This is a genomic window from Aquitalea sp. S1-19, from assembly GCF_024343515.1.
Window position 1 is genome coordinate 1 of sequence record NZ_RJTZ01000098.1, and the last position, 12,029, is coordinate 12,029.

Here is a 12,029-nt window from a genome sequence, read left to right on the forward strand (position 1 = left end):
CCTTATGTCTGGCTGGCCGACTATGGCTGTACCGTGGCCGAACTGCCGTCCGACGAGAAGAACCGCGTCAGCCACCGCGCGCAGGCGATGCAGGTGCTGCTGGCCAAACTCAAGGCCTTTGCATGAGCGTGATCGATATTTCGGCGCTTAGCGGTGGCCTGAAAGAGCTGCCACCCTTGTCGCTCTACATCCATTTCCCGTGGTGTGTGCGCAAGTGTCCGTATTGCGACTTCAATTCGCACGAGGCCAAAAACGGCTTCGACGAAATGGGCTATGTCGCGGCCTTGCTGGCCGATCTGGAAAGCAGCCTGCCGCAGATCTGGGGACGGCCGGTGACGACCATCTTTATGGGCGGCGGCACCCCCAGCCTGTTTTCGGCGGCGGCGATGGATGCCTTGCTGTGCGGCATACGCGCGCGGGTGCGCCTGCATCCGGATGCCGAAATTACCATGGAAGCCAACCCCGGTACCTTTGAAAGCGACAAGTTCAAGGGTTATCGTGCGGCCGGCATCAACCGCCTGTCCATCGGTGTGCAAAGCTTTGATCCGGCTTTTTTGCAAGGACTGGGGCGCATCCACAATGGCGACGAGGCGCGCCGGGCGGTTGAGATCGCGTTGACGCATTTCGACAACGTCAACCTCGACCTGATGTATGCCCTGCCTGGGCAGACGCCGGAACAGGCGCTGGCCGATATCGATACCGCGCTTAGCTACGGCATCACCCATTTGTCGGCTTATCACCTGACCATCGAACCCAATACCCTGTTCGCGCGTTATACGCCGGCCAATCTGCCGGACGACGAGCGCTCGGCCGATATGCAAGAAGCGATCGAAGCGCGGCTGGCCGCCGCCGGGTTCGAGCATTACGAGACCTCGGCCTTTGCCAGAGCCGGATACCAATGCCGGCATAACCGTAATTACTGGACCTTTGGCGACTATGTCGGCATCGGTGCCGGCGCCCATGGCAAAATCAGCTCGCACGCCGGCGTACTGCGCGAGGCGCGCTACAAGCAACCGGCGGCCTATCTGAAGGCGGTCACAGCCGGCAAGCCGGTGCAGGAAGCACATAAAGTCGGGCGGCAGGACCTGCCATTCGAGTTCATGTTAAATGCGCTGCGCCTGACCGGCGGCTTTGAAGAAGAACTGTTTGCCGCCCGCACCGGCTTGCCGCTGGTGTTGATTGCGCGCGAACTGAAGCAGGCCGGGCAAGACGGCCTGCTGGAACGCACGGGCGGCCTGATTCGCCCTAGCCTGAAGGGGCAGCGTTTTTTGAATGATCTGCTCACCCTGTTTTTGAACGATGGAGACTGACAGCATGGCAAAAGAAATCATCCACACCGACAAGGCGCCTGCCGCAATCGGCGCTTACTCGCAGGCCGTCAAGGCCGGCAATACCGTTTACCTGTCGGGCCAGATCCCGCTCGACCCGGCTACCATGGCCGTAGTTGAAGGCGGTTTCGAAGCCGAAACCCGTCAGGTGTTCACCAACCTCAAGGCCGTGTGCGAAGCCGCCGGCGGTTCGCTGTCCGATATCGTTAAGCTCAATGCCTATCTGACCGACCTGTCCAATTTCGCCACCTTCAATAAAGTGATGGCCGAATTCATGGCCGAGCCTTATCCGGCACGCGCTGCCGTTGGCGTTGCCTCGCTGCCGCGCGGCGTGCTGGTGGAAGCCGAAGGCGTGATGGTGCTGGGCGAATAAGCCTGCATCTGTTGCCAGATAGACTAAACGCCGCCGGGCCAAATCCGGCGGCGTTTTGCATGCTGCAGCTTCTGTGTTGCAATGCGTATTTCATTTTTCCGGAGGCCTGCGATGACGGCGTTTTCCTATCTGCTTGTGAATGTCTTTGCCGAAAGTCGCTGGGGTGGCAACCCGCTGGCCGTATTTACCGATGCTTCGGGACTCAGCGACGCCGATATGCAGGCGATTGCCCGGCAGTTCAATTTGTCGGAAACCGTATTTGTCTTGCCGGGTACGGATGATTGCGCCGCTGCCTTGCGCATTTTTACGCCGGCGCTTGAGCTGCCCTTTGCCGGCCATCCGTTGCTGGGCAGTGCCGCCGTGCTGCAAAAACTGCTGGGTTTACCCGCGCACTTTAGCCTGAATACCCGTGCCGGCGAGATCGCCATTCGCGAGCATGAGGGCATCTACCGTTTGTGTGCCCGCCCTGCGACGAGCCGTGCGGCGGATCTGGATTCTGCTACAGCCGCGGCGATGCTGAATCTGGATGTGTCGGCCATGGCCGCAGCGCCGGTCTGGGTCAATGCCGGCTCCGAGCAACTGCTTTTGCGTGCCGCCAGCCGCGATGCGGTGCTGGCGGCCAAACCCGATCCGCTGCTGTTTGCCGCTGGCGCGACCCTGTTTCCCGGGCGCTCGGTGGCTTATCTATGGCATGCCGAAGATGGCGTGGCTACGGTGCGCTTGTTTTACGGTCAGGGCGGTGCGGTGCTGGAAGACCCGGGCACCGGTTCGGCCTGCGCCAACCTGGGTGCCTGGTGTGCCGAAGCCGGTATGGTACCCTTGTCGTGGCGGGTGGTGCAGGGCGAGGCCATCGGCCGGCCCAATATCCTGTATCTGGATGTCGATGCTGCAGGGCGGGTCGAGGTGGGCGGCCGGGTGCAGATGATGGGGCAGGGCGTTTTCTGCGCTTGACGCCATCTGCATAGGTTGGCATTCTGGAGTCTTCACTCAAACACACGTTTGAAGACGAGGGGGGATAATGAAAGCAATGTGGAAAAACGCCGCGCTGGTAATGCTGGCAACACTGGTTTCCGGCTCTGCACTGGCCGCCGGCGTGGTGGGAACCTGGAAAACGATAGACGACGAAACCAAGCAGCCCAAGGCGCTGGTGCAGATCTCGGAATCGGCTGGCGGCGAACTGTCCGGCAAGATCGTCAAGCTGTTCAACAAGCCGGAAGCGGTATGTGATGCTTGCGAAGGCGCGAACAAGGGCAAGCCGGTGGTGGGCATGAACATCCTGTGGGGGCTGAAAAAAGACGGCAATAGCTGGACCGGTGGCAAGATTCTCGACCCGAAATCGGGCAAGGTCTACAGCGCCAAGATGAAGCTGGAAGGCGACAACAAGCTGGAAGTACGCGGCTTTATCGGCATGGCTTTGCTGGGCCGCACCCAGGTCTGGGAGCGCAATTAAGCGCGGCTTTGTCTGTGGGGGATACGCAATGGCGGAAAGCGATAGCTTTCCGCTTTTTGTTTTTGGGTACAATCGTCGACTATGCCTAGCCCTATCGATATCGCCAGCCAAGTGCCGCTGGCCGCACCTGCCACTCTCAAGAAACTAGAAAAGCTGGGTATCCGCCGCCGCTTCGACTTTATCCTGCATCTGCCGCTGCGCTACGAAGATGAAACCCATGTCTACCCGATTGCCAGTGCGCCTTATGGCAAGGCGGTGCTGGTGGAGGGCGAGGTGATTTCTTCCGAGGTGCAGTTCAAGCCGCGCCGCCAACTGGTGGTGCAGATAGAGGACAGCAGCGGCACGCTGATATTGCGCTTTATCCACTTTTATCCCAGCCAGCAAAAGGCGCTGGCCAAGGGTAAGCGGGTGCGGGCGCTGGCCGAAGTCAGGCGCGGTTTTTACGGCGACGAGATGGTGCACCCCAAGCTGCGCGAAGTGGCTGCGGACGAGGCCCTGGCCGACAGTCTGACCCCCATCTATCCGACCTTGAGCGGGCTGACCCAGACAGTGCTGCGGCGCATGATACAGGGCGAACTCAAGGCGCAACAGCTGGACGAGACCTTGCCGGCGGCGCTGATTGCAAGGCTGGGTCTGGTGCCGTTTGCCGATGCGGTACGCTTGCTGCATGCGCCGCCGCCCGAACTATCGGCCGAGGCCTTGAGCAATCCCTTATTGCCGGCCTGGCAAAGGCTGAAATTCGATGAATTGCTGGCGCAACAGCTGTCGATGCGTCTGGCCTACCGCGCACGGCGCTCGGGCAAGGCGCCGGTCATTGTGGGAGACCAGTCGCTGCGCCAGCAACTGATTAGCCGGTTGCCGTTTGCCTTGACTGGAGCGCAGCAAAAAGTACTGGCCGAGATTACCGCAGACCTTGCGCTGGCACATCCGATGAATCGCCTGTTGCAAGGCGATGTCGGCAGCGGCAAGACGGTGGTGGCGGCGATGGCTGCCCTGAGCGCGATCGAAGCCGGTTTTCAGGTGGCCTTGATGGCACCGACCGAAATTCTGGCCGAGCAGCATTACGCCAAGCTGTCGGCCTGGCTGGAACCTCTGGGGGTGAAGGTCGCCTGGCTGTCCGGCAGCTTGCGCAAAAAAGCGCGTAGCGAAATGAATGCGCTGATTGCCTCGGGCGAGGCGCGTCTGGCGGTGGGCACGCATGCCCTGTTTCAGGACGAGGTGAGCTTCGAGAAGCTGGGGCTGGTGATTGTCGACGAGCAACACCGCTTTGGTGTGGGGCAGCGCCTGGCCTTGCAGGGCAAGGGCGCCGAGCCGCACCAGCTGATGATGACGGCGACGCCGATTCCGCGCACGCTGGCGATGAGCTTTTACGCCGATCTGGATGTCTCGGTGATCGATGAGCTACCGCCGGGGCGTACGCCGATAGTCACCAAGCTGATCAGCTCGGCGCGCCGCGACGAGGTCGTAGCCTATGTCAACAAGACCTGTAGCGAGGGGCAGCAGGTGTACTGGGTATGCCCGCTGATCGAGGAGAGCGAGACGCTGGAGCTGCAAACCGCCGTCGATACCCATCTCGGCCTGAGCGAGGATTTGCCGCAGTGGCAGGTAGGTCTGGTGCATGGCCGCATGAAAGCGGCGGAAAAGGCCGAGGCGATGGCGGCGTTTTCCCGCAACGAGACGCAGGTGCTGGTGGCTACGACGGTGATCGAGGTCGGGGTCGATGTGCCCAATGCCAGCCTGATGGTGATCGAGCACGCCGAACGCATGGGGCTGGCGCAGTTGCACCAGTTGCGTGGCCGGGTCGGGCGGGGGGCAGCCAAAAGCACGTGCGTGCTGCTGTTCGAATCGAAGTTATCGGATCTTGCCAAGGCGCGTTTGCGGGTTATTTTCGAACATACCGATGGCTTCGAGATTGCGCGTCAGGATTTGCTGATCCGTGGTCCGGGCGAATTTCTGGGCGCGCGCCAGAGCGGTCTGCCCATGTTGCGCTTTGCCAATCTGGAGGAGGATGTGGCCTTGCTGGAGTCGGCACGCGAGATGGCGCCGGTTTTGCTGGAAAAATCGCCCGCGTCTGCGTCCGCCCATTTGGCGCGCTGGCTGGCCGGGCGCGAGCATTTCCTTAAGGCGTAAGCGGGGATGGATCTTGGCAGACAAAAAAAAGGCCCCGGCTGAGGAGCCGGAGCGAATGGGATATTGCTGCAAACAACAAAGGAGAAACCATATGAAGCGGTATTTATATTAGTACTTAACCGTTTACGTATCAATAGTATAGGTTGCGATTGCTATTGATCTGCATCAAGTTTTTATCGGTTTCTGCCCTTGCTGCCGCTTTTTTATCAGGCAAACAAGCGTGTACCCAGGATATACAGGCCGGCCGACAGTCCCATCGACACCGGCAGGGTAAATACCCAGGCCAGCAGGATATTGCGTATGGTCGACATCTGCAGGCCGGACTTGTTGGCAACCATGGTGCCGGCAACTGCGCTGGACAGGATTTGCGTCGTCGACACCGGAAAACCGAATACGCTGGCCAGACCGATCGAGGTCGCGGCCGTGACTTGCGCCGACACGCCTTGGGCATAGGTCATGTCTTTCTTGCCTATGCCTTCACCTACCGTCTTCACCACCCGCTTCCAGCCCACCATCGTGCCCAGACCCAGCGCCAGCGCAATGGCGACGATCACCCAGGTCGGCGCATACTCGGTGGTGGCGGTCAGGTCTTTACGCAAGCCGGTCAGGTGCTGCTTTTCGGTGCTGCTAAGGCCGGGCAGCTTGAGCGCGGTCTTGGCTGCATTGTCCAGGCACAACAGGTCGGCACGAATATTCCAGCGCTGCTCGGCATTCAAAAGGTGATAGTCATTGGTGCCAAGCGTCGCCAATAGCGACTCGGCCGTGCCGGCGGTGTTCAGCGGCTTGCAGTCGAACTTGCCGGTCGTGGTCTTGACCGGTTGTTTGGCCAGCAGTACCTGCATTTCTGGCGCCTTGCGTGCATAGAACTGTTGCAGATGCAGGGCCGCATCGCGGGTGCGTTCAATCTGGTAAGGCGTGCTGTCCAGGTTCAAAACGAACTTGGCGGGTACGATGCCGATCAGCACCAGCATGATCAGGCCTACGCCTTTTTGCCCATCGTTGGAGCCGTGGGCAAAACTGACGCCCATGGACGACAGGATCAGCATAAAGCGGGTCCAGAACGGCGGATGCTTGCGCCCTTCAACCTGCTGGCGCTGGAACGGGGTGCGGTGGATATTGCTTTGCGGGCGAAAGTGCGCCAGCAGCAATAGCATGACGGCTGCCACGACACCGCCGATGAGCGGGGATAACAACAGCGAAGAGCCGACATCAATGGCCTTGCTCCAGTTGACGCCCTGGGCCAGCGGCGCATTATTCATCCAGGCATTGGCAACGCCGACGCCGAGGATGGCGCCGATCAGCGTATGGCTGCTGGAGGCGGGCAGGCCGAAGTACCAGGTGCCGAGGTTCCAGCTGATGGCGGCCACCAGCAGGGCGAACACCATGGCCATGCCGCGTGCGCTATTGACCGAAACCAGCAAATCGACCGGCAGCAGGTGCACGATGGAGTAGGCGACCGCCAGTCCGCCTGTCATCACGCCGATGAAGTTGAAAAAGCCCGAGGCGACAACGGCCAGTTGCGGCTTCATCGACTGGGTGTAGATCACCGTGGCGACCGCATTGGCGGTGTCGTGGAAACCGTTAATGAATTCGAAGGCGAGAACCAGTCCCAAAGACAGGACCAGGGTGAGAATAACGACAGGCGCGAGGCCGGTAAAAAGGTCAAACATGACGGTCATTTGTTGTCATAAAGGCGCGATTGTTGGGGGCAAAACAATGCGCGTCAAGCGTATACGGTAATTATATTGCGCAGCATCATGCGGCGTTCTTGCCGATGCTTGATTGGCGCGGTTTTGCGCTGTTACGGGCATAAAAAAACAGGCAGCACCCTGAGTCTGGGAGTTGCCTGTTTTGTATGATTTACGGCTTAAACCGCACCATGCGTTCAAAAACTAAGATCGCGTACCAGATAGAAAATACCGGCCGACAAAACGGCAGAAGCGGGCACGGTGATGACCCAGGCCGCGGCAATGCGCATGATCAGTGAGCGTTTGACCAGTTCGGTGCGGTAAACCTGACGTAACTCTTTGCGCTCGCGCTTGGAAAAGTGCGCTGGGTCTTGCAGCGTCTTCATGCGCAGCTTGAGGTCTTGCAGCAGCTGGCCTTTTTCTGCGACGCTGGCCTGGGAAAACTTGGCAATAAAGGCATCGATCGCCGGCTGGTCGTCTTCGGGATGATGTGCCTTGATCTGGGCAATCATGATGGCATAGCGGTTTTTCAGGTGTTCACGCAAGAAGCCGATGCCGAATACGCCGCCGACCGCGATATGGGTCGAGCTGACCGGCAACCCCAACTGGCTGGCGAAGATCACGGTCATGGTGGCCGACATCGCGATCGAGTAGGCACGCATCTGGTCCAGTTCGGTAATCTCGTTACCTACTGTACGGATGACCTTGGGGCCAAATAGCGCAAGACCGACTGAAATGCCCAGTGCGCCGACCATCATTACCCAGAGCGGAATGCCGGCCGAGCTGCCTATGCTGTCGCCACTGGTTTGCAGAGCATCGACAATGGCCGCCAGAGGGCCGATGGCATTGGCCACATCGTTGGAGCCATGGGCAAAGCTGAGCAAGGCAGCAGCAAAAATAAGCGGCACGGTAAAGAGCCGGTTGATGGCTTGCTTATTGTTTTCAGAGGCAGCGGCGCGACGGGCAATCAGCGGACGTAGTATCAGATAGCTCAGAATGCCTGCCGCGACGCCGCCGCCCATGGCGTTGGCAAAGCTCATGGGCCAGATGCGTGCCAGACCCTTGAGCAGCAGATAGCTGGTAAATACCCAGGCCATCAGCGCGATCAGAATCGGTACGATACGCGCAGCCGCCCCTTTCATATCGGTCTGGTAGGTAATGGTGCGCTTGATGAAATAGAGGAAGGCCGCGGCAATGATGCCGCCTAACAGTGGCGAAATGACCCAGCTGGCCGCGATGGTAGCGACCTTGCTCCAGTTGGCGATGCCGAAACCGGCCGCCATTACGCCCGAGCCCAGCAGGGCGCCGACGATGGAGTGGGTGGTCGACACCGGTGCGCCAACAACGGTGGCGATATTCAGCCACAAGGCCCCTGCCAGCAGTGCCGACATCATGATCCAGATAAAGGCAGCTTTGTCCGGAATCAGGCTGGGGTCAATGATGCCGCTACGAATGGTGGAGACCACTTCGCCGCCGGCAATCAGGGCGCCGGCTGCTTCGAAAATGGCGGCGATGATCAGTGCGCCTCCCATGGTCAGCGCCTTGGAACCGACTGCCGGGCCTACGTTATTGGCCACGTCGTTGGCACCGATATTCATCGCCATATAGGCGCCGATACCGGCAGCCACCATCATCGGCAGGCTGACGTGACCCAGGGTGGTGCTGTAGATCACGGCACCCACGATAAAGAGCAGCGCCAGACCGAGACGCATAAAGTCATTGCGGCCTTTGTCGGCTGCTTTGGTGATATCACTGAAGTCTTGTAAGTCCACGACTTGATCCTGTTTGATGCAAAAGCAAAAAAGCCTGACGGTGTCTAGCTCAGGCTGGTATCGGGCACTCGCATAATAACATCCATTGTAGGGACGAAAAACCCGTAGCAAGGCACTGATAAAAAAGAAAAACCCCGATCGAGACAGATCGGGGTTGCTTTGTTGCTATTGGTATTTGTTGTTTGTGTTTTTAACCCTATATGGGTTAGCCGAACTTGCCGGTAATGTAGTCTTCGGTGGCTTTTTTCTTGGGCGCAGTAAAAATGCCGTCGGTTTCGCCGAACTCGACCAGATCCCCCAGATACATATAGGCGGTGTAGTCCGATACGCGGGCCGCCTGCTGCATATTGTGGGTCACGATGGCGATGGTGTAGTCCGCCTTCAATTCATGTATCAGTTCTTCGATATGGGCGGTAGAAATCGGATCCAGCGCCGATGTCGGTTCATCCAGCAACACGACCTCGGGACGGGTGGCAACGGCGCGGGCGATGCACAGACGCTGTTGCTGGCCACCGGACAGCGAGTTGCCGGACTGCTTGAGCTTGTCCTTGACCTCGTTCCATAGCGCGGCCTTCTTCAGTGCCCATTCCACCCGCTCGTCCATATCGACGCGCGACAGGTTTTCATACAGTTTTACACCGAATGTGATGTTGTCGTAAATCGACATCGGGAACGGCGTCGGCTTCTGGAACACCATGCCTATCTTGGCGCGCAGCAGGTTGATATCAACATCGCGGGCCAGGATATTTTCACCGTCCAGCAGGATTTCACCTTCGGCGCGCATGCCCGGATACAGTTCGAACATGCGGTTGAACACGCGCAGCAGCGTGGATTTGCCGCAGCCGGATGGGCCGATAAAGGCGGTCACCTGATTGGCCGGGATCTCCAGATTGATGCCCTTGAGTGCCTGATAGTTGCCGTAGTAGAAGTTCAGGTCTTTGACTTGCAGTTTGCTTGCGTTTTCAGTCATGGTGCTGCCTTAGTGCGATTGTGTTTTTTGGCGACCCATCCAGCGGGCCACGATGTTCAGGGTCAGTACGCTTAGCGTGATCAGCAAGGCGCCGGCCCAGGCCAGGCGATGCCAGTCTTCATACGGGCTCATGGCGAACTGGAAGATCACGATGGGCAGGTTGGCCATAGGCTGGTTCATATCGCTCCAGAACTGGTTGTTCAGTGCGGTAAACAGCAGTGGCGCCGTCTCGCCAGAGATGCGGGCCACGGCCAGCAAGATGCCGGTAATCACGCCGGCCTTGGCCGAGCGCAAGGTGACATACATGGTCACTTTCCACTGTGGTGCACCCAGCGCAATGGCCGCTTCGCGCAGGCTGTTTGGAACCAGGCGCAGCATGTTTTCGGTGGTACGTACCACGACCGGTATCACCAGCAAGGACAGCGCCAGCGCGCCGGCCCAGCCGGAGAAGTGCCCGACCGAGATCACATAGACCTCATAGATAAACAGGCCGATCACGATGGAGGGCGCCGATAGCAGGATGTCGTTGATAAAGCGCGTCGCCGGTGCCAGCCAGCCGCGGCTGCCATATTCGGCCAGATAAACGCCTGCCAGAATGCCGATAGGCGTACCGATCAGGGTGCCGAAAAAGGTCATCTGCAAGGAGCCGACAATGGCATTGGCCAGACCGCCTTGCGAACCGGGTGGCGGGGTGATCTGGGTGAACACCTCGGTCGACATGCCTTCGATGCCGAAGCGCAGCAGCGTCCACAATATCCAGAACAGCCAGAACAGGCCGAATACCATGGCCAGCGTGGATGCCCCCATATTGAAGAGATTGATCAGCCGCCGCTTGCGGTAGACCATATTGTTGCGGGAGAAGCTTTTATCTTTCACTGCATTAGCCTTGCCGGTGCGGGTCAATGATTGTTCCATGCGGGGGGCGCTCATCAGGAGTGGCGGCCTTCCTGCTTCTTGAGCTGTAGCAATAGCAGCTTGGAGCAGGCGAGCACGACAAAAGTAATGAAGAACAGAATGAGACCGAGAGAGATCAGCGCCGACAAGTGCAGTTCGCTGGTCGCTTCGGCAAATTCGTTGGCCAGTGAAGACGCAATCGAGTTGCCGGCATCAAACAGGCCGGAAGCAAAGATGGTGGAGTTGCCGATCACAAAAGTCACCGCCATGGTTTCGCCCAGTGCGCGTCCCAGTCCCAGCATAATGCCGCCGATTACACCGGTTTTGGTGTAGGGCAGTACGACATTGCGTACCACTTCCCAAGTGGTAGCGCCCAGACCATAGGCCGACTCCTTGAGCATGGGGGGCACGACTTCGAATACGTCGCGCATCACCGATGCAATAAACGGAATCACCATAATGGCCAGAATCAGGCCGGCGGTGAAGATGCCGATGCCCATCGGTGCGCCCTGAAACAGGAAGCCGACCAGCGGCAACTCGCCCATATTGTCGATGATCCAGGGCTGGATATGGTCGCCAAACCAGGGGGCAAAAACAAACAGGCCCCACATGCCGTAGATAATGGATGGAATGCCGGCCAGAAGCTCGACGGCGATGCCCAGCGGGCGCTTGAGCCACGGCGGGGACAGTTCGGTCAGAAATAGTGCAATGCCGAAGCTGACCGGCACGCCGATCAGCAGGGCAATAAAGGAAGTCATCAGGGTGCCGTAGATGGGCACGAGCGCGCCAAAGTTTTCGGCACCGGGATCCCATTCGGTACTGGTCAAAAACCCCCAGCCGAAGTGTTTGAGTGCCGGCAGCGAGCCGACCAGCAGTGAAAACAGAATACCCAGCAGCATGGCCAGCACAAAGAAGGCGAAAAAGCGTGTGCTGATGCGGAACAGGGCATCTATCTGCATCTGGCGTTTCAGATGCGAGGTGTTCTTATATTTTTCCATACTCAATCTACTCTGGCTTAGTCAGGCAAAAAGCCGGGGAGAGTCTCCCCGGCCATCTGCCGCACAGATCCGTGGTGGCCGGGCTTATTTCCAGAGTGCCTGACCATTGCTGGCGGCAATCTGTTTCCACGAGTTGCGCACCTGGTTTTGTACGACGGCAGGCAGAGGCACATAATCCAGATCCAGCGCCATCTTGCCGCCATCCTGATAGGCCCAGTTGAAGAACTTCAGTGCTTCGCTGCTGCCTTCAACCTTGTCGGTCTTTTGCTGCATCAGGATGAAGGTTGCGCTAGAGATAGGCCAGCTCTCCTTGCCCTGGGCATTGGTCAGGATCAGGTAAAAGCCGGGGGCATTTTTCCAGTCGGCACCAGCTGCTGCCGCGGCAAAGCTCTTGTCGTCCGGCTGGATAAAGCTGCCGGATGCATT

General features: G+C 58.9%; 11 protein-coding genes and 1 pseudogene. 6 read left to right on the top strand and 6 right to left on the bottom strand.

Annotation, left to right across the window (positions count from 1 at the left end; translation table 11 throughout):
• The first annotated feature begins 12 nt into the window (after positions 1-12).
• From EGI20_RS13660 to recG, 6 genes are all read left to right on the top strand, one after another.
• Positions 13-126, top strand: a complete 114-nt coding sequence (locus tag EGI20_RS13660; protein WP_498632142.1) for a non-canonical purine NTP pyrophosphatase — start codon at positions 13-15, stop codon at positions 124-126.
• On the top strand, positions 123-1,310 hold the full coding sequence (gene hemW / locus EGI20_RS13665; protein ID WP_498632132.1) for a radical SAM family heme chaperone HemW: 1,188 nt from the start codon (positions 123-125) through the stop codon (positions 1,308-1,310). Before EGI20_RS13660 ends, hemW begins: the two co-directional genes overlap by 4 nt.
• 4 nt (positions 1,311-1,314) lie before the next feature.
• Positions 1,315-1,701: a RidA family protein gene (locus tag EGI20_RS13670; RefSeq protein WP_124734695.1), complete on the top strand. Its 387-nt coding sequence runs from the start codon at positions 1,315-1,317 to the stop codon at positions 1,699-1,701.
• A gap of 111 nt (positions 1,702-1,812) precedes the next feature.
• The gene (locus EGI20_RS13675; protein ID WP_498632134.1) at positions 1,813-2,652 is read left to right on the top strand and encodes a PhzF family phenazine biosynthesis protein; all 840 of its coding nucleotides are present in this window, start codon (positions 1,813-1,815) and stop codon (positions 2,650-2,652) included.
• Positions 2,653-2,719: 67 nt separating this feature from the next.
• Positions 2,720-3,151, top strand: coding sequence for a DUF2147 domain-containing protein (locus EGI20_RS13680; protein ID WP_498632136.1), 432 nt, complete (start codon positions 2,720-2,722; stop codon positions 3,149-3,151).
• 81 nt (positions 3,152-3,232) lie between these two features.
• The gene (recG, locus tag EGI20_RS13685) at positions 3,233-5,281 is read left to right on the top strand and encodes an ATP-dependent DNA helicase RecG (protein WP_498632137.1); all 2,049 of its coding nucleotides are present in this window, start codon (positions 3,233-3,235) and stop codon (positions 5,279-5,281) included.
• Positions 5,282-5,487: 206 nt separating this feature from the next.
• Here recG and EGI20_RS13690 read toward each other — a convergent pair whose 3' ends face one another.
• From EGI20_RS13690 to EGI20_RS13715, 6 genes and pseudogenes are all read right to left on the bottom strand, one after another.
• Positions 5,488-6,951, bottom strand: coding sequence for an inorganic phosphate transporter (locus EGI20_RS13690; RefSeq protein WP_498632138.1), 1,464 nt, complete (start codon positions 6,949-6,951; stop codon positions 5,488-5,490).
• 215 nt (positions 6,952-7,166) lie between these two features.
• Positions 7,167-8,741, bottom strand: coding sequence for an inorganic phosphate transporter (locus EGI20_RS13695; RefSeq protein WP_498632140.1), 1,575 nt, complete (start codon positions 8,739-8,741; stop codon positions 7,167-7,169).
• Between the two features lie 205 nt (positions 8,742-8,946).
• On the bottom strand, positions 8,947-9,711 hold the full coding sequence (pstB, locus tag EGI20_RS13700) for a phosphate ABC transporter ATP-binding protein PstB (RefSeq protein ID WP_160794112.1): 765 nt from the start codon (positions 9,709-9,711) through the stop codon (positions 8,947-8,949).
• Positions 9,712-9,720: 9 nt separating this feature from the next.
• Positions 9,721-10,557, bottom strand: coding sequence for a phosphate ABC transporter permease PstA (pstA, locus tag EGI20_RS13705; RefSeq protein ID WP_498632144.1), 837 nt, complete (start codon positions 10,555-10,557; stop codon positions 9,721-9,723).
• Between the two features lie 83 nt (positions 10,558-10,640).
• Complete coding sequence (gene pstC / locus EGI20_RS13710) at positions 10,641-11,603, bottom strand: phosphate ABC transporter permease subunit PstC (RefSeq protein WP_498632141.1); 963 nt, start codon at positions 11,601-11,603, stop codon at positions 10,641-10,643.
• 84 nt (positions 11,604-11,687) lie between these two features.
• Positions 11,688-12,029, bottom strand: a pseudogene (locus EGI20_RS13715) (phosphate ABC transporter substrate-binding protein PstS); the annotation flags it as partial.

Coding starts and splice junctions, on each gene's coding strand:
- hemW (WP_498632132.1), top strand. CDS start 123: ATGAGCGTGATCGATATTTCGGCGCTTAGCGGTGGCCTGAAAGAGCTG.
- EGI20_RS13670 (WP_124734695.1), top strand. CDS start 1,315: ATGGCAAAAGAAATCATCCACACCGACAAGGCGCCTGCCGCAATCGGC.
- EGI20_RS13675 (WP_498632134.1), top strand. CDS start 1,813: ATGACGGCGTTTTCCTATCTGCTTGTGAATGTCTTTGCCGAAAGTCGC.
- EGI20_RS13680 (WP_498632136.1), top strand. CDS start 2,720: ATGAAAGCAATGTGGAAAAACGCCGCGCTGGTAATGCTGGCAACACTG.
- recG (WP_498632137.1), top strand. CDS start 3,233: ATGCCTAGCCCTATCGATATCGCCAGCCAAGTGCCGCTGGCCGCACCT.
- EGI20_RS13690 (WP_498632138.1), bottom strand. CDS start 6,951: ATGTTTGACCTTTTTACCGGCCTCGCGCCTGTCGTTATTCTCACCCTG.
- pstB (WP_160794112.1), bottom strand. CDS start 9,711: ATGACTGAAAACGCAAGCAAACTGCAAGTCAAAGACCTGAACTTCTAC.
- pstA (WP_498632144.1), bottom strand. CDS start 10,557: ATGGTCTACCGCAAGCGGCGGCTGATCAATCTCTTCAATATGGGGGCA.
- pstC (WP_498632141.1), bottom strand. CDS start 11,603: ATGGAAAAATATAAGAACACCTCGCATCTGAAACGCCAGATGCAGATA.